At 59.4% G+C, this 26387-nt stretch carries 24 protein-coding genes; 19 read left to right on the forward strand and 5 right to left on the reverse strand.

Going from position 1 to position 26387, the window contains the following annotated elements:
* The first annotated feature begins 64 nt into the window (after positions 1–64).
* The 15 genes from mnmG to glmS all read left to right on the forward strand — a co-directional run bounded on the left by mnmG (position 65) and on the right by glmS (position 14478).
* Positions 65–1939: a tRNA uridine-5-carboxymethylaminomethyl(34) synthesis enzyme MnmG gene (mnmG, locus tag ACQAYK_RS00220; RefSeq protein WP_215872121.1), complete on the forward strand. Its 1875-nt coding sequence runs from the start codon at positions 65–67 to the stop codon at positions 1937–1939.
* Positions 1940–2647, forward strand: a complete 708-nt coding sequence (gene rsmG / locus ACQAYK_RS00225) for a 16S rRNA (guanine(527)-N(7))-methyltransferase RsmG (protein ID WP_255789877.1) — start codon at positions 1940–1942, stop codon at positions 2645–2647.
* Between the two features lie 24 nt (positions 2648–2671).
* Positions 2672–3427, forward strand: coding sequence for a ParA family protein (locus ACQAYK_RS00230; protein WP_215872120.1), 756 nt, complete (start codon positions 2672–2674; stop codon positions 3425–3427).
* Positions 3424–4281 (forward strand): ParB/RepB/Spo0J family partition protein, encoded by an 858-nt coding sequence (locus ACQAYK_RS00235; RefSeq protein WP_215872119.1) that lies wholly within the window; start codon positions 3424–3426, stop codon positions 4279–4281. The genes ACQAYK_RS00230 and ACQAYK_RS00235 overlap by 4 nt, the downstream gene beginning before the upstream one ends.
* Positions 4282–4330: 49 nt before the next feature.
* On the forward strand, positions 4331–4726 hold the full coding sequence (locus ACQAYK_RS00240; protein ID WP_226827225.1) for an ATP synthase subunit I: 396 nt from the start codon (positions 4331–4333) through the stop codon (positions 4724–4726).
* A 3-nt stretch (positions 4727–4729) separates the two neighbouring features.
* Positions 4730–5479, forward strand: a complete 750-nt coding sequence (gene atpB, locus ACQAYK_RS00245) for a F0F1 ATP synthase subunit A (protein ID WP_215872118.1) — start codon at positions 4730–4732, stop codon at positions 5477–5479.
* 44 nt (positions 5480–5523) lie between these two features.
* The gene (gene atpE / locus ACQAYK_RS00250; RefSeq protein ID WP_215872117.1) at positions 5524–5778 is read left to right on the forward strand and encodes a F0F1 ATP synthase subunit C; all 255 of its coding nucleotides are present in this window, start codon (positions 5524–5526) and stop codon (positions 5776–5778) included.
* Between the two features lie 44 nt (positions 5779–5822).
* Positions 5823–6302, forward strand: a complete 480-nt coding sequence (locus ACQAYK_RS00255) for a F0F1 ATP synthase subunit B (RefSeq protein WP_215872116.1) — start codon at positions 5823–5825, stop codon at positions 6300–6302.
* 11 nt (positions 6303–6313) lie between these two features.
* On the forward strand, positions 6314–6853 hold the full coding sequence (locus ACQAYK_RS00260) for a F0F1 ATP synthase subunit delta (RefSeq protein WP_215872115.1): 540 nt from the start codon (positions 6314–6316) through the stop codon (positions 6851–6853).
* Between the two features lie 14 nt (positions 6854–6867).
* A complete protein-coding gene (atpA, locus tag ACQAYK_RS00265; protein ID WP_215872114.1) occupies positions 6868–8412 on the forward strand; it encodes a F0F1 ATP synthase subunit alpha in 1545 nt (514 codons plus the stop codon).
* A 9-nt stretch (positions 8413–8421) separates the two neighbouring features.
* Positions 8422–9288, forward strand: a complete 867-nt coding sequence (gene atpG, locus ACQAYK_RS00270) for a F0F1 ATP synthase subunit gamma (RefSeq protein ID WP_215872113.1) — start codon at positions 8422–8424, stop codon at positions 9286–9288.
* A 28-nt stretch (positions 9289–9316) separates the two neighbouring features.
* Positions 9317–10726, forward strand: coding sequence for a F0F1 ATP synthase subunit beta (atpD, locus tag ACQAYK_RS00275; RefSeq protein ID WP_215872112.1), 1410 nt, complete (start codon positions 9317–9319; stop codon positions 10724–10726).
* Between the two features lie 5 nt (positions 10727–10731).
* A complete protein-coding gene (locus ACQAYK_RS00280) occupies positions 10732–11157 on the forward strand; it encodes a F0F1 ATP synthase subunit epsilon (protein WP_215872111.1) in 426 nt (141 codons plus the stop codon).
* A gap of 84 nt (positions 11158–11241) precedes the next feature.
* Positions 11242–12621, forward strand: a complete 1380-nt coding sequence (gene glmU / locus ACQAYK_RS00285) for a bifunctional UDP-N-acetylglucosamine diphosphorylase/glucosamine-1-phosphate N-acetyltransferase GlmU (protein ID WP_215872110.1) — start codon at positions 11242–11244, stop codon at positions 12619–12621.
* A 21-nt stretch (positions 12622–12642) separates the two neighbouring features.
* Entirely contained in the window at positions 12643–14478 is a 1836-nt protein-coding gene (gene glmS, locus ACQAYK_RS00290; protein ID WP_483167691.1) for a glutamine--fructose-6-phosphate transaminase (isomerizing), read from the forward strand.
* Positions 14479–14722: 244 nt separating this feature from the next.
* On the opposite strand, the gene ACQAYK_RS00295 is transcribed toward glmS, so the two are convergent.
* Positions 14723–16243: a SulP family inorganic anion transporter gene (locus ACQAYK_RS00295; protein ID WP_483167692.1), complete on the reverse strand. Its 1521-nt coding sequence runs from the start codon at positions 16241–16243 to the stop codon at positions 14723–14725.
* A 534-nt stretch (positions 16244–16777) separates the two neighbouring features.
* Here ACQAYK_RS00295 and dinB point away from each other — a divergent pair.
* Positions 16778–17902 (forward strand): DNA polymerase IV, encoded by a 1125-nt coding sequence (dinB, locus tag ACQAYK_RS00300; protein WP_483167693.1) that lies wholly within the window; start codon positions 16778–16780, stop codon positions 17900–17902.
* A gap of 47 nt (positions 17903–17949) precedes the next feature.
* On the opposite strand, the gene ACQAYK_RS00305 is transcribed toward dinB, so the two are convergent.
* From ACQAYK_RS00305 to ACQAYK_RS00315, 3 genes are all read right to left on the reverse strand, one after another.
* On the reverse strand, positions 17950–18774 hold the full coding sequence (locus ACQAYK_RS00305; RefSeq protein ID WP_215872364.1) for a copper resistance protein NlpE N-terminal domain-containing protein: 825 nt from the start codon (positions 18772–18774) through the stop codon (positions 17950–17952).
* 31 nt (positions 18775–18805) lie between these two features.
* Positions 18806–19879, reverse strand: coding sequence for a linear amide C-N hydrolase (locus ACQAYK_RS00310; protein ID WP_215872365.1), 1074 nt, complete (start codon positions 19877–19879; stop codon positions 18806–18808).
* A 173-nt stretch (positions 19880–20052) separates the two neighbouring features.
* Positions 20053–20430 (reverse strand): hypothetical protein, encoded by a 378-nt coding sequence (locus ACQAYK_RS00315; protein ID WP_483167694.1) that lies wholly within the window; start codon positions 20428–20430, stop codon positions 20053–20055.
* A 191-nt stretch (positions 20431–20621) separates the two neighbouring features.
* On the opposite strand from ACQAYK_RS00315, the gene ACQAYK_RS00320 reads away from it, so the two are divergent.
* The gene (locus ACQAYK_RS00320; protein WP_215872367.1) at positions 20622–21290 is read left to right on the forward strand and encodes an SIMPL domain-containing protein; all 669 of its coding nucleotides are present in this window, start codon (positions 20622–20624) and stop codon (positions 21288–21290) included.
* A gap of 20 nt (positions 21291–21310) precedes the next feature.
* Positions 21311–23209 (forward strand): sensor domain-containing diguanylate cyclase, encoded by a 1899-nt coding sequence (locus ACQAYK_RS00325; RefSeq protein ID WP_483167695.1) that lies wholly within the window; start codon positions 21311–21313, stop codon positions 23207–23209.
* 3 nt (positions 23210–23212) lie between these two features.
* Here ACQAYK_RS00325 and ACQAYK_RS00330 read toward each other — a convergent pair whose 3' ends face one another.
* The gene (locus tag ACQAYK_RS00330; protein WP_483167696.1) at positions 23213–24154 is read right to left on the reverse strand and encodes a DnaJ C-terminal domain-containing protein; all 942 of its coding nucleotides are present in this window, start codon (positions 24152–24154) and stop codon (positions 23213–23215) included.
* Positions 24155–24254: 100 nt separating this feature from the next.
* On the opposite strand from ACQAYK_RS00330, the gene ACQAYK_RS00335 reads away from it, so the two are divergent.
* Complete coding sequence (locus ACQAYK_RS00335) at positions 24255–26381, forward strand: UvrD-helicase domain-containing protein (protein WP_483167697.1); 2127 nt, start codon at positions 24255–24257, stop codon at positions 26379–26381.
* Positions 26382–26387: the final 6 nt, after the last annotated feature.

A 26387-nucleotide genomic window follows, 5' to 3' on the forward strand; every position in this document is an offset into this window, starting at 1 on the left:
GTGCAGTACTTCGCGCCGTTGCCCCGGACTTGCCCGATGCCAATCGTCGCAGGATAATCCGCCCATGAAAAACACCTTTCCCGTCATTGTGGTAGGCGCTGGCCACGCTGGCATTGAAGCAGCGGCGGCCGTCGCGCGTAGCGGCAGCCGCTGCCTGCTGTTGACCCAGAATATCGACACCATCGGGCAGATGTCCTGCAATCCGGCCATTGGTGGTATTGGCAAGGGGCATCTGGTCAAGGAAATCGATGCCCTGGGCGGGATCATGGGTCGTGCCATCGACCGCGCCGGCATCCAGTTCCGCGTCCTCAATGCGCGCAAGGGGCCGGCAGTGCGTGCCACGCGCGCCCAGGCCGATCGCAGCCTGTATAAGCTCGCGGTGCGCGAGCTGCTGGAAGAACTACCGCTCCTGCAGATGTTTCAGGGCAGCGTGGGCGATCTGTTGATAGAAGATGGCAGGGTTGCGGGTGTGCGCCTGGAGAATGGGCAGGAATTTCGGGCTCCGGCTGTGGTCCTTACCACCGGCACTTTCCTCGCCGGACGCATCCACATTGGCGATCAAAGTTACCCGGCGGGACGCGCCGGTGACGCCCCGGCCAATGCCCTGGCGGAACGTCTGCGTGCCCTCGAGTTTCCGGTGGCCCGGCTGAAGACCGGAACCCCGCCGCGCATCGACGGGCGTAGCATCGATTACTCCGTGCTCGAGATCCAGCCTGGCGATGATCCGGCGCCCCCTTTTTCCTTTCTGACGGAGCGCATCGAGGTCGAACAGCGCCCCTGCCATATCACCTATACTAATGCCGAAACCCATCGCATCATCGCCGACAACTTGCAGCATTCGGCCATGTATGGGGGCCACATTCAATCCAAGGGACCACGCTACTGTCCTTCCATCGAGGACAAAATCGTGCGCTTTGCCGACAAGGCGTCACACCAGATCTTTCTCGAACCCGAAGGTTTGCGCACCCAGGAGGTCTACCCCAACGGGATCTCCACCAGCCTCCCTTTTGCCGTGCAGGAGGCGCTGGTACGCAGCATGCGCGGCCTGGAAAACGCCGTATTGTTGCGCCCGGGCTACGCCATCGAGTACGACTACCTCGACCCCCGCGCTCTGACCCCAGAGTTGCAGAGCCAGCTTCTGCCGGGGCTCTTCTGTGCCGGACAGATCAACGGCACGACGGGCTACGAAGAAGCGGCGGCGCAGGGTCTCCTGGCGGGGATCAACGCCGCCCGCTGGATGCGCGGCGAAAAAGGCTGGTGTCCGGCACGACATGAGGCCTATCTTGGCGTGATGGTGGATGATTTGGTTACCCGCGGCCTGGATGAACCCTATCGGATGTTCACCAGCCGCGCGGAATATCGCCTGCGGCTGCGCGAAGACAATGCCGACCAGCGCCTGACGCCGGTAGGCCGAGAGCTTGGCTTGGTGGATGAAGAGCGCTGGCAACGCTTTGTCGCCAAGCAGGAAGCGCTGCGCGGTGAACGGCAGCGCTTGGAATCCATCCGTATTGGCGAAGACTCTCCCGCAGCCCAACACCTGGCCCTGCGCCTGCCGCAACCACTACGCCGGGACCACAACCTCTGGGAGTTGTTGCGTCGCCCCGAGCTGGGTTACGCCGAACTGCTGGCAGACTGTGGTATCAGCGATCCGTTACCGGTCTCCCTTGCCGCGGTACTGGAAATTGACTGCAAATATGCCGGCTACGTGCAGCGGCAAGAGGAAGAGGTCGAACGCAATCAACGCTGGGAGAGCATGGAAATTCCGGCGGATCTCGACTTTGGCGTCATTTCCGGTCTGTCTACGGAGGTGCGGCAACGTCTGCAGCGGCAGCAGCCGCGCAGTGTGGGGGAGGCCAGCCGCATCCCTGGGGTCACACCTGCTGCGGTCTCCCTGCTGTTGATTCACGTGAAACGTCACCACTGGGCGGCGGCGAGCTAGGTGCCACCTATTCCCGAGATGGACGGCAACGCCCTGCGCCAGAGCCTCGATCAGGGGCTGCTCGCTATGGACCTGGACCAGGAAATCAGCCCGCAGGCGCGCGAGCGGCTTTTGCGTTATCTGGCAGAGCTGATGTCGTGGAACCGGACCCATAACCTGACAGCAATTCGGGACCCATCGGCGGCCGTATACCGGCATTTGCTCGATAGTATGGCCTTGTTACCGTTTTTGCCGAAGGATCGACCGGTGTATGACATCGGCAGTGGCGCTGGTCTGCCGGGCATTCCGCTGGCCGTCGCGCGCCCGCAGCAACCCTTCGTGCTGGTCGAACCGGCGGGCAAGCGGGTGGCGTTTCTGCGTCATGTGCTGTCGCTGCTGGGATTGGAGCAGGTAGAAGTTCGGGCACAGCGTGCCGAGGAGTTACGCTACGTCGACGGTATGGTACTGGTTAGTCGCGCCACCGCTGAGCTGGCGGAGTTCCTCGTCATGACCCAGAGTTGCCTGCAACCGGGGGTCGCGTTGCTGCTCGCCAAAGGACCGTCCTGGGCCGAAGAAATGAGTAGACTGCCACCGGATTGGGCGGCACGATTCGTGGCGCAGCCATTGACCGTTCCCGGGCAACCGCCACGCTTTGCCCTCTGCGCCGAGCTGGAGAGCGCGGCGTCATCCAGTCACTGGTCGGTTCCGCCCGCAGTCGGTATCCTGTAAGCGCGAAGCGGAGAGAGACATAAGATGCGGGTTGTGGCTATAGCCAACCAGAAGGGCGGTGTCGGGAAGACCACCACGGCGGTCAACCTGGCGGCGGCCGTAGCAGCCTTGGACAAGCGCGTGCTGCTGATCGACCTGGATCCGCAGGGCAACGCCAGCACGGGGCTCGGTGCCGATAAAGGTCGCTGGCCCAATGTGTACCACTTACTTTTGGGGGAGGTCGATCTGGCGGCGGCGCTGCAAGGATGTGGAGCCTTGTCCTTGCTCGCCGCGAGCCCAGATCTCGCTGCTCTGGAAGTAGAGCTTGCCGGGCAGGAAGGACGTGAGTTGCGTCTGCGCGACGCTCTGCGGGGCGCAGAGGACTGGGATTACGTTTTTATCGACTGCCCGCCGTCCCTCGGTCTCCTGACTCTAAACGCCCTGGTTGCAGCCGATCGGGTGATGATCCCTATGCAATGCGAATATTTCGCCCTGGAGGGCCTGACGCAGCTACTCGACACCCTGCGCCGGGTGCGCGCACAATTGCATCCCGGCCTGGAAGTCGATGGCCTTCTGCGTACCATGTTCGATGCCCGCAATCGTCTCTCGACCGAGGTGAGTGGGGAGCTGGAGCGCCATTTCCCCGAGCGCATGTACCGCGTCATCGTGCCCCGCAATGTCCGGCTCGCGGAAGCCCCCAGCTTTGGCCAGCCAGCCATTCATTATGATCCGCAGTGTGCCGGTGCCGACGCCTACCGCCAACTGGCGCAAGAGTTTTTGCAACGTGAGCAACGGTTATGAGTAAAAAACCTGCCGCGCTAGGTCGTGGTCTCGACGCCCTGTTTGCCGGTAACCGGGAGACCAGCACCCTGCGCAATCTGCCGCTCGACCTCATCCATCCGGGGGCACAGCAGGCGCGTAAACATTTTGACGAAGCGGCTCTGGCGGAGCTCGCAGATTCCATTCGCGCCGAAGGGGTGCTGCAGCCGATTCTGGTGCGAGCCGAGGCCGGTGGCCGATATGAGCTTTTGGCCGGGGAGCGGCGCTGGCGCGCAGCACAGTTGGCCGGACTGCGGGAGATTCCCGCCCTGATCCGCGAGGCCTCCGAACAGCAGGCCCTGGTGATTGGCATTATCGAAAACATCCAGCGCCAGGATCTCGACCCCCTTGAGGAAGCTGCGGCCTTGCAGCGTCTGCTTGATGAATTCCACCTGAGTCATGAGGCCCTGGCCCAGGCGTTGGGGCGCTCGCGAGCGGCCATCAGCAACCAGTTGCGCCTGCTCCGTCTCGATCCCTCTTTGGCACCGCAGTTACGCTCTGGCGGATTGACTGCAGGCCATGCGCGGACCCTGCTGTCCCTGCCGCCCCCCGCGCAGCGGCAAGCGGCGGCGGAGATCATCGCCAAGGGTCTGAGCGTTCGCCAAGCCGAACTTCTAGTCAAAAACGTGCAGGATCGTGAGAATCGAGTCTCCGAGGAGGTCGATCCCAACCTTGCCGCGCTGCTCGTCCAGCTGGAAAAGACCTTGGGTCTGCAAGTCCGCATCGCGGTCCGTCGTGAAGGGGGAGAGCTGCGCATTCGCTGGCGCAATGCCGCTGAGGCCACTGGCCTGTGGCAACGTCTGGGCGTGACGGACGATTCGGTGCCCGTCTCTTGACCTTGTCCGACTGCGTGTTTAGACTCCCTGCCAATTTGCGGTGAGGCCGATGTCAGAAAAATCAACCATGGCCTCCTGGGCATTTTCGGCCTATGTCGGTCGAGTTGCTGCGTGGGTACTGGTGTTGGCTTTGCTCGCTGCCGTCATCTGTGGGTGGCTCTGGAATGCGCGAGAGGCCTGGGCCATTCTCTACGCCGCCTTATTGAGCGTATTGAACATGCTCATTTTGGGAAGCCGCCTCTTGGCGCTCCCCGCTGCACCGGCTGCCGCCAGCGCGCGGCTGGGTGCGGCGGTGCTGCAGCGCTGGGTGCTCACCATCTTGGGCTTGCTGTTGGCACTGGCCTGGTTGCACCTGCCGATCGTCGGCTTGGTCATCGGTCTTTTGCTTGCACACTTTGTGTATTTAGGCTTCATGTTGCGCGAGCGCAGCAAGAAAAGGAGATGAAACGTGGCATCTGGCGATATCGCCCATCACCTGGTCAACTGGACGGTTGGTCAGGGATTCTGGACCTTCGATCTCGATACCATTCTGATTGGTTGGGTAATGGCTGCCATCCTGGTAATCACCTCCATGGTGGTCGGTGCCCGCCTGCAGCGGGGAGCCCCAGCCGGAATGCAGGCCTGGCTCGAAGGAACCGTAGAATTTATCGATAAGCTGGTTACCGATAGTTTTCCGGTGCGCGATCCCCTGATTGCACCGGTGGCGCTAACGGTATTCGTGTGGATCCTGCTGATGAACAGTATGGACGTGATTCCTGCCTATCTGCCTGGAGTTGTCGCCGGTTGGTTTGGGCTCGAGCACTTCCGCATCACGCCTACCGTAAATTTGAACACCACCTTTGCGGTCGCGTTGGCGGTCTTTGGGCTGACCATTTTCACCAGTCTGCGCGTGAAGGGGTTTGCATACTTCAAGACCTACCTCACCCATCCGTTCGGCAAGTACCTGGCGCCCATCAACATCATCATGACGGCGATTGAAGAAATCACCAAGCCCCTGAGTCTGGGTTTGCGACTCTTTGGCAATATGTTTGCTGGCGAGCTGGTATTCCTGCTTCTCGCTCTCTTGCCGTGGTGGGGTACCCTGATCATGGGCGAGGTCTGGTCGCTGTTCGAATCCCTCATCATTATGCTCCAAGCCTTTATTTTCACCGTGCTGACGGTTGTGTACCTGGGCATGGCCAATATGCAGGACCACTAATTCCACTTTTCTGCTTTATTTTGACATTCTGAGGAGTCTTTACCATGGACGCACATACCATCATCGTTGCAGCAACTGCCATCGCCGTGGGTATCATCTTTGGTGCCGCCGGTCTCGGCTCGGCCATTGGCTGGGGTTTGATCACCTCCAAGACCATCGAAGGCATTACCCGTCAGCCGGAGATGCGCCCGCAGCTGCTGGTCAACACCTTCATCTTCGCTGGCTTGATGGAGTCTTTCCCCTTCATCATTCTCGCCTTTGGCTTCTGGTTCCTCTTCGCCAACCCCTTCGTCGGCTAATGCCCCTGGCCGGCTGAGCCGGCCTCCGTGCAAGAGAGGACATCATGAATCCAGTAAGTATCAATGGAACGCTGATCATCCAGCTGATCACCTTCGTGATCTTGGTGATTTTGCTCTACAAGTATCTTTATGGTCCGTTGCGTCGGGTAATGGACGATCGCTCGACAAAGATTGCGGACGGTTTGGCTGCCGCCGAGCGTGGTCAGGAAGAGCTTGACCTTGCGCAGAAGCGCGCTGCCGAAATTCTTCGGGAAGCGAAAGACAAAGCGAGCGAAATCATTGCTCTGGCCGAGCGGCGCGATATCGAGATGCGTGAAGAAGCGCAAATCAAGGCGCGGGAAGAGGCGGATCGCATCATCGCCGCAGCCCGCGCGGAGATCGAGGTCGAAGGCAATCGCGCCCGCGAGCAGTTGCGTGGTGAAGTTGTGCGCCTGGTGGTGGACGGCTCGCAGCAGATTCTGCATCGGGAAATCAACGCTGAAAATCATCGCGACATCGTTGATCGCATGGTTGCCCAGCTCTGACGGAGGCGACGATGGCAGATTCTACTACCCTGGCGCGGCCCTACGCTGAAGCCCTCTTCGAGATGGCCTCAGCGGGTGCGGTAACGGCTGCTTGGGATGATGCGCTGCAGGCCCTCGCCTTCTGGGTCGAGGATGCAGACGCGCGCGCCTTTCTCGCCGATCCAGAGCGCCTGGATGCCGACAAGGTGGCCTTGCTCGCAGGTATCTCGGTCGCCGTCGACAACGAGGCTTGGGCGCGCTTCGTCCAGCTGCTCATCGATAACGAGCGCTGGTCTCTTTCCCGAGAAATCGCCGAGCTCTTCCGCGCCGCGGTGCGACGTGCGAAAGGGGAACTCGATGTCTTGGTTACCAGCGCATACGCTTTGGACGACGATCAGAAGGCGGCGGTAGCCGCTGCGCTGGAACGCCGGCATCCCGGTATGCACGTGATCTTGCGGGAGGCGGTAGACCCTGATCTCCTGGGTGGTCTGGTCATCCGCGCCGGTGATGAATCCATTGACGCATCCGTGCGCGGCCAGTTGCAGCAACTGGCGCAAAATCTTCGCAATTGAATTGAGGAAATGGCATGCAACAACTGAATCCTTCGGAAATCAGTGACCTGATCCGCACGCGGATAGCGGGTTTCGAGGGGCGGGTGGAAACCCGCTCACAGGGAACGATCACCAGCCTGAGCGACGGGATTCTCCGCATTCACGGCCTGGAAGACGTGATGTACGGCGAGATGCTCGAGTTGCCGGGGGGTAAGTATGCCCTCGCGATGAATCTGGAGCGTGACAATGTCGGTGCCGTGGTATTGGGCGAATTCTCCGGCCTAGAAGAAGGGGACGTCGTCAAATGCACCGGTAAGGTCATGCAGGTACCGATTGGCAAGGGTTTGCTGGGTCGCGTCGTCAACTCCCTGGGTCAGCCCCTGGATGGCAAGGGCCCGGTCGAGGCGGAAGAGTACGATGTCCTCGAAAAGATTGCTCCCGGCGTCATCGATCGCCAGAGTGTGGATGAGCCCATGCAGACGGGAATCAAGGCAATTGATGCCATGGTCCCGGTCGGACGCGGGCAGCGCGAGCTGATCATCGGCGACCGCCAGACCGGCAAGACGGCTGTCGCGGTAGACGCCATTCTGAACCAGAAGGGGCAGAACGTCTTCTGTGTGTATGTCGCCGTCGGGCAGAAGGCGTCCACAGTGGCAAGTGTGGTGCGCAAGCTCGAGGAGTACGGCGCGATGGAGTACACCATCGTGGTCGCTGCCAACGCCTCGGATTCTGCGGCAATGCAGTACCTGGCACCATATGCCGGTTGTACGATGGGCGAGTATTTCCGTGATCGCGGCATGGATGCCCTGATCATCTACGACGATCTCAGCAAGCAGGCCTGGGCCTATCGGCAGATCTCCCTGTTGCTGCGCCGTCCGCCAGGTCGCGAGGCCTACCCGGGTGACGTGTTCTATCTGCACTCCCGCTTGTTGGAGCGCGCAGCGCGCGTCAACGCCGACTTTGTGGCAAAGAAGACCAACGGCGCGGTACAGGGAAAGACCGGCTCTCTGACCGCATTGCCGATCATCGAGACCCAGGCGGGCGACGTGTCTGCGTTTGTGCCGACCAACGTCATTTCCATTACCGACGGTCAGATCTATCTCGAATCCGATTTGTTCAATTCCGGCATTCGCCCGGCTATCAATGCGGGCCTTTCGGTTTCCCGCGTCGGCGGTGCAGCGCAGACCAAGGTCATCAAGAAGCTTGGCGGTGGTATTCGTCTGGACTTGGCGCAATACCGCGAGCTCGCGGCGTTTGCGCAGTTTGCTTCAGATCTCGATGAGATCACGCGCAAGCAGATCGAGCGCGGCAAGCGCGTAACAGAGCTACTGAAGCAGGATCAGTATTCGCCGATGTCCGTCGCTGAGCAGTCCATCGCACTGTTTGCGGCCAGCAGTGGCGCCCTGGACGACGTCGAGGTCGCCAAGGTCCGGCCCTTTGAGAAGGCGTTGCTTGCCTATATGCACTCCAATCATCAGGCGACCGTCGATGCCTTGGAAGCCAAAAAGGCACTAACCGACGAGATCAAGGCGGAATTGGATGCAGCGTTGAAGCAATTCAAGTCCACCGCGAGTTATTAAGGAACGGCAATGGCAAAGGCGAAGGAAATCAACGCCCAGATCAAGAGCGTAAAAAATACGCGCAAGATCACCAAGGCCATGGAAATGGTCGCGGCGAGCAAGATGCGCCGCGCCCAGGAAAGGATGGCGGCATCGCGGCCCTATGCCGACAAGATCCGCGAAGTGCTGGCGCATGTTGCGCAGGCGCACCCTGAGTACCAACATCCCTTTCTCGCCGAGCGGCCAAGAAAGCGGGTTGGGTTTCTGCTGGTCAGTTCCGATCGCGGTCTTTGTGGGGCACTGAATGTAAACGTCCTGCGCATCGTTGTGCAGCAAATGCACGACTTGCAGAGTCAGGGTGTAGAAGTGCAGGTGGCTGCGATTGGCAACAAGGGCGTTGGGTTTCTGCGGCGTCATGGTGCGCACCTTTCTGCGGAACTCACCGGCATTGGCGATCGGCCCGGCCTGGCGGATATGGTCGGCCCGATTCGGGTGATGACCGACGCCTATCGGAATGGCGAGATTGACGCCCTGTACCTGATTTCCTCACGCTTCATCAATACCATGTTGCAGCGGGCGACCCTGGAGCAGGTCTTGCCGGTGAAGAAGCCGGAGGAAAAGACGGTGGTGACAGGCGAGCGTTGGGATTACATCTACGAGCCAGAAGCGCGACCGGTACTGGATCATCTGTTACAGCGCTACGTGGAATCGGTCATTTACCAGGCGGTAGTCGAGCATTTGGCCTGCGAGCAGAGCGCTCGGATGGTGGCGATGAAAAACGCCTCAGACAATGCCAAGCGGCTCGTGGGCGAGTTACAGCTTGCTTACAACAAGGCGCGTCAGGCGGCAATCACGCAGGAAATCGCGGAGATCAGCGCCGGCGCCGCGGCAGTGTAAATTTTTGGATTATTTGAGGATGCAGAGCATGAGCGAAGCGCAAGTTGCAGATCAGGCCGTTGGCCATATCGTCCAGGTCATCGGGCCGGTGATCGACGTCGCCTTCCCCCGCGGGCAGGTGCCGGAAATCATGGAGGCGATCGTCGTTGAAGACCGCCATCTTACCATCGAAGTACAGACCCAGTTGGGTGATGGGGTAGCTCGCGGCATTGCCATGGGGTCCAGTGAAGGCTTGAAGCGCGGACTCTCCGTCCGCCGCACTGGGGCGCCGATCAGCGTCCCCGTGGGCCATGAAACCCTGGGACGCATCATGGATGTCCTGGGCGATCCCGTGGATGGTAAGGGACCGGTGCAGACGCAAGAGCGCAAGGCGATCCACCGCCCAGCGCCGTCCTTTGACGAGTTGGCGGCGAGCACCGAGGTCTTGGAAACCGGCGTTAAGGTCATCGACTTGGTCTGTCCTTTTGCCAAGGGTGGCAAGGTCGGCCTCTTCGGGGGCGCGGGCGTGGGTAAGACGGTGTTGATGATGGAGTTGATCCGCAACATCGCCATCGAGCATACGGGTTACTCCGTATTCGCCGGGGTCGGCGAGCGGACCCGCGAGGGCAATGACTTCTATCACGAAATGACCGAGTCCAGCGTTATCGACAAGGTGGCGCTGGTGTACGGACAGATGAACGAGCCACCAGGCAACCGTCTGCGCGTGGGTCTTACCGGCTTGACCATGGCGGAGCATTTCCGCGATGAAGGTCGCGACATCCTGATGTTTATCGACAACATCTTCCGCTATACCTTGGCGGGCACCGAGGTTTCTGCGCTGCTCGGACGTATGCCATCGGCGGTGGGTTATCAGCCGACCCTGGCCGAAGAAATGGGCAAGCTGCAGGAGCGGATCACCTCTACCAAGGTCGGCTCGATCACTTCGGTGCAAGCCGTATACGTGCCGGCGGACGACCTCACCGATCCATCTCCGGCAACCACCTTCGCCCATTTGGATGCGACGGTGGTGCTGTCGCGACAGATCGCCGAGCTGGGCATCTATCCGGCTTTGGATCCTCTGGATTCCTTCAGCCGTCAGCTCGATCCCCAGATCGTTGGTCAGGAGCACTACGACGTGGCGCGTTCCTGTCAGAAGACTTTGCAGCGCTACAAAGAGTTGCAGGACATCATCGCCATCCTCGGTATGGACGAACTTTCTGCCGAAGACAAGGTGCTGGTGGGACGAGCACGGAAAATCCAACGCTTCCTGTCGCAGCCGTTCTTTGTTGCCGAAGTCTTTACCGGTAGCCCGGGCACTTACGTTTCGCTCAAAGAGACCATCCGTGGCTTCAAGGCGATTGTCAATGGCGAATATGACCATCTGCCCGAGCAGGCCTTTTACATGGTCGGCACCATCGATGAAGCGCTGGCCAAGGCGCAGAAGCTGCAGCAAGGCTGAGAGCTATGGCCATGACCATCGATGTGCGGGTAGTCAGCGCGGAAGGCAGCATCTACGAAGGCACGGCGGATATGGTGATCGCACCGGGGCAGATGGGCGAGCTGGGTATCCTTCCCCGCCATGCCCCGCTGCTCACCGGGCTGCGTCCGGGGGAGCTGCGCATCAAACACGGTGCCGAGACCGAGTATCTCTTCGTAAACGGCGGCATCCTCGAAATCCAGCCCGACGTGGTAACGGTTCTGGCGGATTCCGCAGAGCGTGCCGCTGATATCGATGAGGCGAAGGCCAAGGCTGCCAAGGAGGCGGCAGAGGCGCGCATCGCCAATCAGGTGGACGAGCTGGATTATGCGGCGGCGCAAGCGGAGCTGCTCGAGCAGGTCGCACGCCTGCGCACCCTGCAGCGTCTGCGTGAGCAGGGTATCCTGCGCTAGCCTTTTGGGCGGTCTTTTCCCGCGCAGCTTGTCGAAGGCCCCGACGCAGTAGCGTAGTGGGGCCTTTGTTTTTGGGGGAATCATATGACAATCGACATCGTCATCCTGGCCGCTGGCAAGGGCACGCGCATGCGCTCCTCGTCGCCCAAGGTGTTGCAGCCATTGGCGGGTAAGCCATTACTGGCGCATGTACTCGATACGGCGCGGACGCTAGCGGGAAACCCGCGGGTCCACGTCGTTGTTGGTTACGGCGCGGAGCTGGTGCGGGCGAGCTTTGCGCACGATGGCGAGATCTGTTGGCACCATCAAGAACGGCAACTCGGCACCGGCGATGCCGTACGCCAGGCCTTGCCAGCTCTGCAGGAGGCCGAGCGGGTGCTGGTGCTGTATGGCGACGTGCCGCTACTGCGTGTCGAGACCCTACAGCAGTTTCTGCATGGCGTGCCAGCGGATGTCCTCGGGCTCTGTACCGGGGACCTGACTGACCCCCAGGGCTATGGTCGAATCCTTCGCTCCTCGCGAGGGGAGGTCCTGGGGATTCGCGAGGAGCGTGACTGCAGCGTAGAGGAGCGGCTGCTGCGGGAGGTCAATCTGGGCATCATGCTCCTCCCCGCGAGTCGTCTGGCTGACTGGCTAGCGCGCCTTCAGCCCAGTAACGCGCAGGGAGAGTACTATCTTACGGACTTGGTGGGCTTTGCACGTAGCGACGGCGTCGCGGTGCACGGCTTTCGCCTGCCGCAACCGGAGGAGGCCCTGGGGGTGAACGACCCCGCCCAACTCGCCTTTGCGGAACGCTTCTACCAGCGCCGGCAGGTGGAGGCCCTGCAGCGTGCCGGGCTGCGCTGTGCCGATCCTGCGCGTCTGGATCTGCGCGGTGAACTTCACTTTGGCATGGACTGCTGGCTGGAACCGGGAGTGATCATCGAGGGCAAGGTCTCGCTCGGGGATCGTGTACGCGTCGGTGCTGGCGTGATTCTGCGTGACTGTACGATCGGCGACGATGTGGAGATTCTCCCCTATTCGTTATTGGAGGAAGCGCGCATTGGCACGGCGGCCCGTGTCGGCCCGTTTGCCCGCATTCGGCCAGGAAGTGACATCGGCGCGCGTGCCCATGTCGGCAATTTTGTGGAAACCAAAAAGGTCCTTCTGGGAGAAGGAAGCAAGGCCAATCACCTGAGTTATCTCGGCGACGCAGAGATCGGCAAGGGCGTGAATATTGGTGCGGGCGTGATCACCTGCAACTATGATGGCGTACACAAACATCGCACCGAGATTGGTGACGATGTTTTCGTAGGCTCTGATACGCAGCTGGTGGCTCCGGTTTCTGTGGGAAAAGGTGCCACCATCGGTGCGGGAAGCACCATCACCAAGGCGGTACCGGAAGGTGGCTTGACTCTTAGCCGGACGCCACAAAAGACGATTCCACACTGGCAGGGTCCCAAAAAATCCTGTACACCATCCTGAACGAGCCGGAGGACCGGAGCAATGTGTGGAATTGTTGGTGGAATTGCGGCAGACGATGTGGTCCCAGTCATTCTCGAGGGCTTACGGCGTCTGGAGTACCGTGGCTACGACTCGGCCGGCCTGGCCTTTGTCGACGCGCAGGGTGAGTTGCAGCGGCGGCGCAGCGTCGGGCGTGTCGCGGAGCTGGCGGCGTTGCAAACCAAGGAAGAGTTCCGAGCCACGATCGGCATCGGCCACACCCGTTGGGCGACCCATGGCGGGATTGCTGAGCACAATGCCCATCCGCTGATCTCCCATGACGAGATTGCCGTAGTCCACAATGGCATCATCGAAAATTATCAGAACTTACGCAGTCGTCTGCAGTCCCTGGGCTACCGCTTTACTTCCGAGACCGATACCGAAGTCATCGCCCATCTGGTGCACTGGTATCGTCAGCAGCTTCCTACCCTCCTTGCGGCGGTACAGGCGGCCAGTCGTGAGTTACAGGGTGCCTACGCCTTCGCCGTGCTCAGTCGGCGCGATCCGCAGGAGCTGATACTGCATCGCAAGGGTTGTCCCCTCTTGTTGGGCATCGCGGCGCAGGGACACTTTTTTGCCTCAGATGTGGCGGCACTGTTGCCGGTGACACGGCGGGTGATCTATCTCGAAGATGGCGATTTTGCCCGGCTCCAGCAGAATGCGTCATCTCTGCAGGATGTCGAGGGAGTGCTGGTACAGCGGGAAGAGCATTGGAGCCAGTTGAGCTCGGCAGCCATCGACCTCGGACCGTACCGCCACTTCATGCAGAAGGAAATCTACGAGCAGCCGCGCGCCGTCGCTGACACCCTGGAAGCGGCGCTGGATGGGGGTTTTTCCATCGACCAGTTGTGGGGAAAGGGGGCGACGGAGCGACTGCAAGAAGTCGATCGTGTCCTGTTGCTGGCCTCGGGAACCAGTCATTATGCAAGTCTGGTGGGGCGTCAATGGATCGAATCCATTGCCGGCATTCCGGCAGCGGCAGAACTTGGACACGAGTACCGCTACCGCGAGAGCATTCCCGATCCGCGCCAGCTCATCGTTACCCTGTCGCAGTCCGGTGAGACCCTGGATACCTACGAGGCGCTACGGCACGCGCAGGCCTTGGGGCATCTGCACACCCTGTCGATCTGCAACGTCGCGGAGAGTGCCATCCCGCGGGCGTCGGCCCTGCGTTTTCTCACTCGCGCCGGACCAGAAATCGGTGTGGCCTCTACCAAGGCCTTTACCACTCAGCTTGTTGCTCTCTACCTGCTCGCCCTCAGTCTCGGCGTGCTGCGTGGCCAGGTAGATGCGATCGCATTGCAGGCGCATCGCGAGGCCTTGCGGCAACTGCCGGGCAGCCTGCAGCAGGCCCTCAATCTGGAACCACAAATCCAGCTCTGGGCGAATCGCTTTGCGGACAAGGAACATGCCCTATTCCTCGGCAGGGGACTGCACTATCCCATTGCCCTGGAGGGAGCGCTGAAGCTCAAGGAGATTTCCTACATCCATGCCGAGGCTTACCCTGCCGGCGAGTTGAAGCATGGGCCCCTGGCGCTGGTCGATCGTCAGATGCCCGTGGTGGTGATTGCCGCCAACGATCAGCTCTTCGAGAAGGTCGCTGCCAACATGCAAGAGGTCCACGCCCGTGGTGGGCAGCTCTACGTCTTTACCGATCTCGATAGCCACTATGAAGGCGGAGAGGGGGTGCATGTGATTCGCCTTCCCCGCCACGCCGGGCTGCTGTCACCCGTCCTCCATGCCATTCCGGTGCAGCTTCTCGCCTACCACGCCGCCCTAGTGAAGGGTACCGACGTCGACCGCCCGCGCAACCTGGCAAAGGCCGTGACTGTCGAGTAACTACCGGTATCCGAGACGAGCGACTGCTTTGCAGCGGAAGCGGTCGCTCATCAAGCCGATCTGTAAGAAAATCCTATCTCTTTCATCATCCGGGATGGCGCGAGTCGCAATATCCTCTAGATAGAATAGGTGGCTTCGAGATCGATAAAAACTGGCAGGCTGGCGCATGCGACGCACATCGGCCATTACTCAGTAACTATGCCCTTAAATATACGATGGCATTATGGTATGCATTTCGATAATGCTAGCTGATTTTGTCGTCGGCTACGTGATAGCGCGGATCATCAATATCGAAGATGCATAAATCTTTGGCATTAGTCAAAAGATCCATGCAATCTTTGCAGAGATGCCGTAATTGCACCATTTTTCCACGCCGTTTATAGCGCTCCGCTAGGGAATCGATGGCCTGTATGGCAGAGTGGTCGATGATGCGTGCATTTTTGAAGTCGATTATAACGTTCTCTGGATCTTCCTTCGGGTTGAACAGTTCGGAAAACTGGTGGGCTGAAGCAAAAAACAAAGTGCCATCTACTTCATAGATTCTTCTGCCCTGCTCATCATCTCGTGTTTTTATGCTCATGTGTTTCGCGTGTTCCCAAGCAAAGAGCAATGCCGACAAGATAACTCCGGTTAGAACCGCTAGAGTAATGTTGACAAATATGGTAATTGCTGCGACCAAAATACCGATGGCAACGTCAGCAGCAGGTAATTTTCCAAAAAATCGTAGGCTACTCCACTCAAAGGTTTTCTCCACTACTACAAACATGATACCTACAAGAGCAGCAATGGGTACTTGTTCGATCCAGTGTGAAGCAAAGAGGATGATGGCCATAAGAGCAATAGCGGTCGTAATTCCCGACAGTCTTTTCAGAGCATTGTTGGTGACGTTGATGATGCTTTCCCCGAGTAGGGCGCAACCACCCGTGGCACCAAAAAATCCACTGACCAAGTTACCCAATCCCTGGGCCATCGATTCTTTGTTGGGCTGGCCGCGACTATCCGTCATTTCGTCAATGAGATTTAGGGTCAGCAAGGTCTCTACCAACGCATTGGCTGCGAGAATGAACGAGTACGGTGCGACAATGTATAGGGTATGCCAGGAGAAGGGCACATCGGGGATGTGGAAGGTTGGTAAATTGCCAGCCAAGTGAGCGATATCTCCCACGGTCGTGGTGGGGATATGGAAGAAGATCACTGCCAGGGTGGTGACCACGGCCCCGCTCAGCGTCGCAGGAATCGCTTTGGTCAAAAGTGGCAAGAGATAGATGACTGCCATGGTCAGGGCAACCAAACCCAGCATGATGTACAGCTGGGATCCATGCATCCACTGTTCTCCTCCCGATGGAACGGGCACCTTGAAGTGATCGAGTTGGGCCAGAAAGATTACCACAGCCAAGCCATTGATAAATCCAAGGTTTACTTGTCGAGGAATGATGCGCACATACTTACTAAGTTTGGCCAGAGAAAAAATGATCTGAATGATGCCCATCAGCACTACCGCAGCGAAGACATAATCAATCCCATATTTCAGCATAAGTGCTGTCATTACTACGGCAGTGGCACCGCTGAAAGCGGAAACCATACCGGGTCTGCCACCCAACACCGAAGTAATCAGCACCATAAAAAAGGCACCGTACAAACCAGAAATCAGAGGTACATGAGCTACAAGAGAAAAGGCGATAGCTTCGGGTACTAGGGCCAGAGAAATTAGCAACCCACTCAGTACGTTGTTTTTTACTTCGGAAAATGAGTATGTCTCGCGCATGAAAGCCTTCTCCAGTTAGAGAGTGCGTATTCTGTGTGCGGCCGCCATATCGACGACATCATCTAGAAACAGCAGATTAAGGGAGTTCCGAGTGACTATTCGGATGAGAACAATAAGATGTTACATGTTCCTATTGAAAAATCTGTTTAGGAAATCAATGCATACTAATGAAGTAGCGCTCATCGGTCAAGTATATGTGTGTGTCCACCACTTATCGGACGCCATTTGCATACGTAGCCAGAACCCTGCCTCTATCCCCAAAGCAGCCTCCAGGCGGAGCGCCATGCCTGCATTGATGCTATCCGGGTGCTTTCATCTGTTCCCAAGGTTCTGCTGCATCCAAGGCGGTCAACAAGACCCGCAATTTGGTCGCGTGATCCGGATGCTTGTCGTATATAGCGGAGGCAGGCAAGGCCGGCTTTCTGGTGCCAGCGCTGTCTTTACCGGCTCGACTGGCGTCCACACCGAGCCTGAGCCTTCATCGCCTGTCGTCGGGCGCCCTCTGGTACACTGGGCAGACGAGGAGGTCATCGATTGCCAGAACTGGTGCCAGAGAGTAACCCTGATCTCCGCAAGATCATCCATGTGGACATGGATGCCTTCTTTGCGGCCGTAGAACAACGCGACAAGCCGGAGCTTTGCGGTCTGCCCGTCGTCGTTGGTGGCGATCCCAAAGGGCGGGGAGTCGTTGCCACCTGCAGCTACGAGGCCCGACGTTTTGGGATTCATTCTGCCATGTCGGCGGCGCGGGCACGGTCACTCTGCCCCCAGGCGATATTTGTCCGCCCCCGTATGGAGGCCTATCGAGAGGCTTCCCGACAGGTCATGGGAATCCTGCGCAGCTACACAGCCCTGGTGGAGCCCCTGTCGTTGGATGAAGCCTTTCTGGACGTGACCGCTGCTACCGCCGGTGGCACCCTGGCGGTCGAGATCGCTCGTGAGGTTCTGGACCGAATTCATCGAGAAACCGGGTTGACCGCTTCGGCAGGGGTCTCTTACAACAAGTTGCTGGCCAAGTTGGCCTCCGACTGGCGGAAGCCGCACGGGTTGTTCGTTATTCCGCCTGAACGCGGGCTCGACTTCCTGGCACCGCTACCCGTTGGCAAACTGCATGGCGTGGGCCCAGCCACGGTAAAAAAACTATCCGCTATAGGTGTCGAGACCATCTCGGATTTGCGGAAGATGGCGCAAGAGCAGTTGATTGCGGTTTTCGGTAAGGCTGGAGCTTGGTTTTATGAAGTGGCGCGAGGGATCGATAGACGACCCGTGCAGCCGACTCGCCAACGGAAGTCGGTGGGGACGGAGCGGACCTTCTCAGTAAATCTGGAGGACCGAAGGACCATGCTGGCTACCTTACAGCAGATGGCCGGGCAGGTTGCTGCCCGTCTCCACGCACTCGCCTTGGTGGGTTACACGGTGAACGTCAAAGCACGTTTTCACGACTTTACCACGGTCACTCGGGCGCATACGGCGACCGAGGTCATCACGAATACGGAAACCATCATCGCCTGGCTACCAGAACTACTGGATCAGGCTGTTCCCCAGGGCGCGTCCGTGCGCCTACTAGGAATCACAGTGAGCGGTCTCGTCCAAATACAGGCGTCGAGCCGCGGCGCCCGCCAGCTGAACTTGCTGGACGGAAACCCCGATCTGCGGTAGGAATATGGCAAGTGGCAGGATGCGCTTTCTGTGGGAAAAGCAAAGTCTTAGTGGCCTGAAGATTCCGGCTCGGCAAGCTCGGTGAACTGGGCGAGTCGTTTTCCGTTTTCCCCTTGCAGATCGAGCAGATTGCCATGCCAGGTGAATGAGCGTGTTGCGTTCAGCGCGGTGGAAAAAGCCGTCTCCAGTCCTGCATTGCTGCCTAAACAGGCCATGCGCGTCGATACCAGGGCGGGAAAACGTAGGGTATTCTCCGCGCCGAGGGCGACCCGTCCGGCAATGCGATTGCAGCCATCCCAGCCGGATACCGAGCGTTCCGCGGGATCGAAGACCAGATAGGGCTTCTTGCCGTTGGCCGTGGCGACGGTCTGGTAGCCCGGAAGCTTGCTCAGCTGCCAGCGGTAACTGGCGTAGAGCGCCTGCGCGGAGTCCTGGCTGCTGACCTTGTGCAGTACCCAGCGCTTGCCTCCCAGCTCTAGCGCCTTGCCTTCGCCGGTAAGCGGTACCAGCGCATTCTCCACGACCTGAAACCTTTCTCCGGACCCATCCGCAGAGGACAGCTCGATTTCCGAAGCTCCCGGCAGCCAATGAAAGCTGCCTTGACTGCGGAAGATGCCTTCCGCCTTGTTGCTGGCATATTGGCGCGTCAACAGATAATGATCATCGTTGCGCAGACTGATGGTCATGCGGATGCCCGCACAGTCGGCGCAGGGCAGATTTCCTGCATAACTGCCGGACCAGTCGAGGGAGGTTTTTGCCGTGCTCTTATCCGGGGGCTGGGGATGGCTGTCCTGACGAGACGGCGCCGCAGCGGCGCAACCCGCTAACGTCACGGGAAGCAACAGGAAAAACAACCTGGCAGAAATCTTCATGGGCGCTTCCTTGTCAGTAAAAATTGCTGCGTCAGCGGTACGCTGCCAAGACCTCCGGCGGCACCGGGGCAAACTGGAAGGGCTTGCTGGGCACAAATTTGTCAACCACGTCACCATTGTAAGTCTCCCCTTGGCCCATGGGCAGCATCCGCACTGGGGCGCCGGGCTTCAGGTCGGCCTTATTGAGGTCAACCCAGAACAGATCCATGGAGGAGGTCGAGTTGAAATAGTATTTCAGGTCCTTTTGATCGGCCACGACCCGCCAGCGGGTGGTGGAGATATTGGGGTGCCCCGGAGTGGAGATACCCATGGGTACGGAGATGTTGTTGAGCACGCTGAACACCTGGGCTACCCCGACCCGGTTGCTGGCGGTATTGGGGATGGCGTGAATGTAGAAGCTCGCCCGCGCGAAGCGATCTGGAGCCTGATTGCTGCCGGGCAGGAAGCGGGTGCCGCCAATCCCTTCCCAATATCTCGCAACGGCGAGTTGCTGCGAATATTCCGGATCATTGGTCAGTACCTGATACTGCCGGCCTTCGTGGATCACCAAGTTGCCGTCGATGTACTCCAGGATGGCACTGTTGCCGCTGCTATCCGACAGCGACAGGTGCAGAGTGGTAAAGCGATCCGTGCCGGGGATGGGTGCCGAAATCAGACAAACGGGATGCGTCTTTAGAGAGTGAAGGACGTCCCGCACCGTCGCGAAGTTGTCGAGAAAATACTGTGCCCAGGCACTGATCGCGAGACGTTTTTCGTCGGCCCCGCAGTGATCGGGGTACTTGCTGGAATTCAGCCACAGCATGTTGGCTACCAAGCCTTTTTGGTTCATTCCATCGGACACGGCGGCGTTGAGCGAAGTGACAACGACGCTGCCGTAGCGCGAAGTCCATGCCGCTGCATTCTTGCCCGCCCCACCGTTTTCCTTCAGACCCGCGGGGAAAAGCCATAAGCGAGTGTTCATGGGATCTTTCCAGTCCATGGTGCGACCGGTAATGGTCAGGCCATCCTCACCGTGGTAGACCACCCGGGTACAGGCCTCGCCATTGACGGCAATGAGGGTCAGCGCGGAGCCGAGAAGGATGGAAAAAATCTTTCGAACACACATGTGGTGCCTCCTTTGGGTGATGGGATACGCAAAAACACCTGGTGGGGATGCCTGTCAGCGATAGTGCGGCGTCCTCCGGCAGAGGATGATGCACCTTTGTCGTAATGCGATAAAGCGCAGCAATGGTCCCCCGGAAGATATTTTCCGGCTGTGCGGAGGTAGTAGCGACAAGCCTATTGGGGCGTGTGTAAAGCCTGGAGATGCAGGATTTTGAGCATGCGCAGCACCAAGGGATAAAGCAATATTGCCGATACCGCAAGATACACAATGCCAGAATATAGTGCGAATGCGCTGGCAAAGAGCTTTGCCGCACCGCCGTGGAGCGATGAAACGGGCCCCATACCGCTCAATATCATGCTGGCATTCAGCAGGCTGTTGAGCCAGTCCAGTTTGCAAAAGATGTGATATCCAGCGATTCCCATACCGAGAGAGAGAATCAGGAAGGTTATTCCGGCCAGAGTATATCTGGCCTGGTGCCACAAAAACTCGGTATAGGTGCGCAGTAGGATGGGATCATGGATAGGTTTGCTGCCGGACGGTTGGGTTTTCAATGGATCACCTCCTCTGCTAAGGGAATAGGAAATATGCCGAGCTCTGAAAAATCATGGAACATTTCCACTCCTCGTACAATTATCCTTTCTACCTTGAAGAGTCGACCCCTTTCCCTGAGCGGCCGCCCCCCAAGAGCAATAGGCTATGACATGAACTATACTGCCTCGGAAACTAGGCCATGGAGAAAACCATGAAAAAACTGCGTAGCAGTTTGGCGGTGCTGGCCTGCTGTATCGCTCCGACCGCCTCGGCAGATACTCAGAATTCCCTGCCACAGGTGGAATTGCGGCTTGCGCAGAAATATACGGTCCCCAACAGTGAACTGGTGGCGCAACTCCAGGCCACTGCGGAAAAACCGCAGGCGAGCAGTGCCGCCAGTGTGGTAAACGAAGATCTGCGCTGGGCAGAACAGCAACTGGCTGCCTATCCGCAGATCCGCTGGCAGCTTGCAGGGTACAGCAGTAACCGCCAGAGCGACAAAGACTGGCAGGTGGCAGGGGATCTGTCGCTACGCGCCGACCCCAAAGTGCTGCTGCCGGTTCTGGCCACGCTGCAGTCCCGTCTGCAGTTGCGCTCTCTGCATTCAGAGGCCGCGGCTTCGGCCATTGCCACCGCACAGCGGCAGGCCAGCACTACGGTGTTGCATCGCTTTGTAGAGGACGCCCGCAATGCCTGCACGGCCTTGGGCCTGTCTTGGTCTGGGGTGGAGCGGGTGAGTATCCAGAGTGGCGTGCCTGTGCAGCCCATTGCCCCAGTCTTCTTGGCAGCGGAGCGAGCCGTGCCGGCACCCGTGGCGATGGGGCACAGCGAGAGCCATGGTCAAATCGATTTAATGGGGACGGCATTTTGCAAAAAATAGTCTAGTATACGAGACTGAGAATGTCGCAGGACGAGCTGGGGAAAACAGTGGCAACGAGGAATATTGATTGGCTATCCCAGTATCGTCAGGGTGGTAAACTTCCCTCACCGAAAGGGGTGTATCTGGAAGCGTTACGTCTCCTGGAGCAAGAGGAAGTCGATAACCGCGAACTGGTCCGGGTGCTGCAATCCGATCCGGCGACGAACGCACGGCTGTTACAGCTCGCGAATGTCTCTATTCGCACGCGCTCACGGCCCATAGTGGCAGTCTCGGACGCAATTCTGGTGCTCGGACAGGCGCAAATCAAACGTCTCATCTTGGCCTTGGCGCTCATTCAGTCGACCACTCCGCGGGTGAGCGGATTCGATTACGCCAAATTCTGGACCGTTTCGCTGCTGTCGGCGCTCGCCGTACAAGCACTGTCTGAGCAACTTGGTCAGGTCAATTCAGACGAAATATTTGTTGTGGCGCTCTTGGCCAATGTCGGCGAACTGGCCTTGGTGAGCCTGTTCTCCGAGAATTATGTAGAATTGCGTGGCACGGTGTCACCATCCGAAGGTAATGCGCTGCTGCAAATGGAACGTCAGCAGTATGGCATTGATCATGATGAATTATCTTCCCTGCTGGTAGAGGAGTGGGGATTGCCGATGGTTTTCGTGGAAGCCATATTTCATCAAGCGTCGCCGGAGGAGTTGAGCTCCTTTCCAGACGCGGGTCGGGCGCTGTTTCTGGCGCGGCTGCTTCGTTTTGGGGCTGGCATGGCAGAATTCTGTCTGCGTGATAACCCACGCCGATCCGCTAGCGCAGCGCAAATGGCCGAGGAGATGATCAAGCTTGACCTGGACTCCGTGCGCGTCCGCGAACAAGTCTCCCGCCTCCTTTTGGTTTGGCCGCAATGGCAGGGCCTGTTGCAAGAGGCGGCGTCGTTGCTTGCAGAGCCGCTGGACTGGGAGCTCCTGATGGATCGAGAGCGAACTCCAGCGAGTGACTCTCTCGCACTGCGGGTCGCTTACCTGACTATGGACAGTGCGGTACCCGAGGAGTGCAGGGAAATCTTCTCGCGTTTTGGGCTGTCGCCACGGATGGCGGATGTCAGTGATACTGTGAATCTGGATTTGCTGGTTGTCGCCTACCAGCAAAATGCCAGGGAGTGGATCACGACCAATTTACGCGGCCTGGACCCGGTCCTCGGACCGTACATCTTGCTCGTTGGCGACAAGCTGGATGCGCAGAGTGAAAGTGAGCTGTTTCGCCTCGGCATCGATGCCTACGAGCCCAGGCCCTCGTTCCCCGAAAATCTGCGAAAACACCTGCAATTGGCCCAGCGTCGCCGGGAGGCAAGGCAAAAGTATCTGCATCGGCAGGAGCGCATGCGCAAATTCACCGGATCTTTGGCGGATGTCAATCGGGATCTGCGACAAGCGGCACTTACCGACCCGCTGACCCACCTGCGCAATCGTCGCTATGCCGACGAGAGGCTGGCACAAGAGTGGTCGATCGCAGAACGCCACGATAAAAATCTTGCCCTGATGCTTCTTGATCTGGATAACTTCAAGCTGATCAACGACACCCACGGCCACGACGTGGGCGACGAAGTGTTGCAAAGGGTCTCCAGTATTCTCGACGCCTTTGCTCGCCACCAGGATATTCCCTGTCGGGTGGGGGGCGATGAGTTCCTGATCATTTGTCCAGACACCGACGCGCAGGGTGTCCAAGTGTTGGCACGCCGCATTTGCTCGCAACTGGCTGCGGCAGATACCTGGACTGACCTGCAACCAGATGTCTCGGTCAGTATCGGGGCCGCTAGCCGGAATGCACAGATGGCTTCTGCAAAGGATCTGCTGCAAGCAGCCGACCATGCGCTCTTCGAGGCCAAACGGCTCGGGCGCAATCAAGCGGTTCTTTTTGCTCGCTCCTGAGTGTCAGTCATTCCGCGGCTGAAAACGACTTTCTGCCGCGAGCTTTTCCCATAGCTCCTTCTCTGCTGCACTGACTTCTTTGGGGACAACAATCTGCAAAATCGCATAGAGGTCGCCGACCTTGGCACCCTTGCTGTCTGGTAATCCCTTGCCCCCGATTCGTAGCTTCTGCCCGCTGCTGCTGCCAGCCGGGACCTTCACCCGTAACTGCCCGTCCAGCGTCGGTACGGAAACCGAGGCACCGAGTACCGCCTCCCACGGACTGATAGGAAGGTCGTGGTATAGATCCTTTCCCTCGGCACGAAATCGCGGATGGGCTGCGTAACGCACCCGCAGGTAGAGGTCACCATGGGGACCGCCCCCTTGGCCGGGCTGTCCCTGCCCGGCAATCCGCAGGCGCTGTCCCTCAGCGATACCGGCGGGAATCTTGACGCTGAGCTGACGGCGCTCGCGGTGCATGCGTCCGTCCGGGCCGAGTACGGGCACCTCCAGCGAAATCTCTCGCTTGGCACCATGGAAGACGTCCTCCAGGGGAATCTGGATCTCCGCCTCACTGTCTTCCCCACGCATGCGAAAGGGTGCGCCACCGTGTGGGCTGCGTCGACCCCGCTGGGCAAAGAGCTCCTCGAAGAAGTCGCTGAAGCCGCCCACATTGGGGCCGCCAGCACCCCCAAAGCCACCGGCAAAATGCTCCCAGCCGGGCGGCGGGCGAAAATCCTGCCCAGCTTGCCAATTGCTGCCCAGTTGATCGTAGGTGCGGCGCTTTTCCGGATCCTTCAGTACCTCGTAGGCCTCTTGCAAATCCTTGAAGCGGTCTTCCGCATTGGCCTCCTTGCTCACGTCCGGGTGATATTTGCGCGCCATCTTCCGATACGCGGATTTGATCGCGTCGGCGTCGGCGTCACGCGCTACCCCCAGGATTTGGTAGTAGTCTTTGTATTCCAAGGGAACCCCCCGTATCATGCCGCGATGGCATCTGATGAACCTGATGCGACTGTGGGGGCGCAGAGGTGTTTTTTCAAGTCACCGGTACGGTAAGGCAGGTATGGAACTAAACGAGCGGCAGCGGGAGGCGGTGCTGCTGGCACCAGGGCCGGCGCTGGTTCTGGCGGGCGCTGGTTCGGGGAAAACGCGTGTACTCACCAGTCGTATCGCCTATTTGTTGGAAGGGGGCCTGCATCCGGGGCAGATCCTCGCCGTGACCTTTACCAACAAGGCGGCGCGGGCCATGCGCGAGCGCCTCGCGGCCATGCTCGACATGGATCTGCGTGGCTTGTGGATGGGAACCTTTCATGGCATCGCGCATCGCCTGCTGCGGATGCACCACGAGCTGGTCGATTTGCCGGAGCAGTTTGTCGTCCTCGACGCGGACGATAGCCAGCGTTTGGTGCGGCGTGCCGTGCGGGAGCTACAGCTGGACGAGAAGCACTGGCCGGCGCGGCAGATCGCTGGGCGTATCAGCCGCTGGAAGGACGGCGGCCTCGGGCCGCAGGAACTTGCCGGCGAGCGCTCGGTGCCGCCGCAGCTACTGGAGATCTATCAGCGCTACGAGTTGCTGCGCGAGCGCGCCGGCGCCCTCGACTTTGCCGATCTGCTGCTCTATGCACTGCGCCTGTGGAATGATGCTCCCCTTCTTGCCCAGTATCAGGAGCGGTTTCAACAGATTCTGGTCGATGAGTTTCAGGACACCAATGCCGTGCAGTACCAGTGGCTGCGGCGGCTGGCGGAGGGGCATCAGAACCTCTTCGTGGTGGGCGACGATGACCAGTCGATCTATGCCTGGCGTGGTGCCGAAGTCGAAAATCTCTTCCGCTTCCAGGGCGATTTTCCCGGTGCCCGGCTGATCCGTCTGGAACAGAATTACCGTTCCACGGCGCCCATTCTGGCAGCGGCCAATGCCGTCATCGCGCAGAATCACGACCGCCTCGGCAAGACCCTGTGGACGGAGCGCAGCGAAGGCAGCCCGGTGCAACTCTATCGCGCCTACAACGAAGAGGATGAGGCCCGCTTTGTGGTCGGTCGCATCGAGCAGTGGGTGGTGGCGGGCGGCAAACGCGAGGACTGCGCCATCCTCTACCGCTCCAACGCCCAGTCGCGGCCCTTTGAGGAACATCTCCTGCGTGCCGGCGTGCCTTATCGAGTCTATGGTGGCCTGCGCTTTTTCGAGCGCGCCGAGGTCAAGGACGTCCTCGCCTATTTGCGTCTGGTATTGCAACGCCACGACGATGCCGCCTTCGAGCGGGTGGTCAATGTGCCGGCGCGCGGGATTGGCGCGGTCACCCTCGAACGCCTGCGCACGCTCGCGCGCGAGCGCGGCATTTCGCTCTGGCAAGCCGCCGGGGAGCTGGCGCAGCCCAAGCTCAATGTCTTTCTCACCCTCATCGATCGCTTGGCGGGAGCCTGCACCCACCAGGAGCTAGATGAGCAGGTGCGTCTGGTCCTGGAGCAGGTTCCCCTGCGCGATTGGCATGCGCGGGATGGCGATCGTGGTGAAGGACGCCTGGAAAACCTGGAGGAGCTGATCAATGCGGCGCGCAGTTTTGCCCTCCAGGATGGCTCGGAAGGCTTACGCGAACTGAGTCCCGTACCCGGCGATCTGCTCAGCGAATTTCTCACCCATGCTGCCCTCGAGGCGGGGGAAGGCGGTGCCGAGGCCTGGGAGGATGCAGTGCAACTGATGAGCCTGCACAGTGCCAAGGGGCTGGAATTTGCCCAGGTCTTTTTAGTTGGGCTGGAGGAAGGGCTCTTTCCGCATCAACGCAGTTTGGAAGACCCGGCCGGGCTGGCCGAGGAGCGGCGTCTCTGCTATGTGGGTATGACCCGCGCCATGCAGCAGCTCGTTCTCTGTCATGCCGAAAGCCGGCGCTTGCATGGCTCGGAGCGTTTGGCGTTGGCGTCGCGCTTCTTGCGCGAGCTGCCGGCAGAAGAAATCGAGGAGCTGCGCCCGCGCGCGCGCATCAGTCGGCCGCTGGCGCCCGCTCTAGCGGCTGCGAGCAGCGGCCGCAGCGATTGTCCCTACCCGTTGGGTGGTCGTATCCGTCATCCGGTGTTTGGTGAGGGGACGGTACTGGATTATGAGGCCGGCGGACGCCAGGGACGGGTACAGATTCAGTTCAGTTCCGGCACTAAATGGTTAGCACTGGGTATCGTGAGTCTGGAAAGACTATCCTGAAGAGAA

This window comes from Acidithiobacillus sp. AC3 (assembly GCF_050261095.1).
Taxonomy (GTDB): Bacteria; Pseudomonadota; Gammaproteobacteria; order Acidithiobacillales; family Acidithiobacillaceae; genus Igneacidithiobacillus; species Igneacidithiobacillus copahuensis.

Bases quoted from the DNA above. Each gene is read 5' to 3' on its own strand.
- ACQAYK_RS00255 (WP_215872116.1), top strand. From the start codon at position 5,823: ATGAATCCAGTAAGTATCAATGGAACGCTGATCATCCAGCTGATCACC.
- atpG (WP_215872113.1), top strand. From the start codon at position 8,422: ATGGCAAAGGCGAAGGAAATCAACGCCCAGATCAAGAGCGTAAAAAAT.
- glmS (WP_483167691.1), top strand. From the start codon at position 12,643: ATGTGTGGAATTGTTGGTGGAATTGCGGCAGACGATGTGGTCCCAGTC.
- ACQAYK_RS00335 (WP_483167697.1), top strand. From the start codon at position 24,255: ATGGAACTAAACGAGCGGCAGCGGGAGGCGGTGCTGCTGGCACCAGGG.
- atpD (WP_215872112.1), top strand. From the start codon at position 9,317: ATGAGCGAAGCGCAAGTTGCAGATCAGGCCGTTGGCCATATCGTCCAG.
- ACQAYK_RS00280 (WP_215872111.1), top strand. From the start codon at position 10,732: ATGGCCATGACCATCGATGTGCGGGTAGTCAGCGCGGAAGGCAGCATC.
- ACQAYK_RS00235 (WP_215872119.1), top strand. From the start codon at position 3,424: ATGAGTAAAAAACCTGCCGCGCTAGGTCGTGGTCTCGACGCCCTGTTT.
- glmU (WP_215872110.1), top strand. From the start codon at position 11,242: ATGACAATCGACATCGTCATCCTGGCCGCTGGCAAGGGCACGCGCATG.
- ACQAYK_RS00240 (WP_226827225.1), top strand. From the start codon at position 4,331: ATGTCAGAAAAATCAACCATGGCCTCCTGGGCATTTTCGGCCTATGTC.
- mnmG (WP_215872121.1), top strand. From the start codon at position 65: ATGAAAAACACCTTTCCCGTCATTGTGGTAGGCGCTGGCCACGCTGGC.
- ACQAYK_RS00310 (WP_215872365.1), bottom strand. From the start codon at position 19,879: ATGTGTGTTCGAAAGATTTTTTCCATCCTTCTCGGCTCCGCGCTGACC.
- atpA (WP_215872114.1), top strand. From the start codon at position 6,868: ATGCAACAACTGAATCCTTCGGAAATCAGTGACCTGATCCGCACGCGG.
- ACQAYK_RS00325 (WP_483167695.1), top strand. From the start codon at position 21,311: ATGTCGCAGGACGAGCTGGGGAAAACAGTGGCAACGAGGAATATTGAT.
- ACQAYK_RS00230 (WP_215872120.1), top strand. From the start codon at position 2,672: ATGCGGGTTGTGGCTATAGCCAACCAGAAGGGCGGTGTCGGGAAGACC.
- ACQAYK_RS00305 (WP_215872364.1), bottom strand. From the start codon at position 18,774: ATGAAGATTTCTGCCAGGTTGTTTTTCCTGTTGCTTCCCGTGACGTTA.
- atpE (WP_215872117.1), top strand. From the start codon at position 5,524: ATGGACGCACATACCATCATCGTTGCAGCAACTGCCATCGCCGTGGGT.
- ACQAYK_RS00260 (WP_215872115.1), top strand. From the start codon at position 6,314: ATGGCAGATTCTACTACCCTGGCGCGGCCCTACGCTGAAGCCCTCTTC.
- ACQAYK_RS00295 (WP_483167692.1), bottom strand. From the start codon at position 16,243: ATGCGCGAGACATACTCATTTTCCGAAGTAAAAAACAACGTACTGAGT.
- ACQAYK_RS00320 (WP_215872367.1), top strand. From the start codon at position 20,622: ATGAAAAAACTGCGTAGCAGTTTGGCGGTGCTGGCCTGCTGTATCGCT.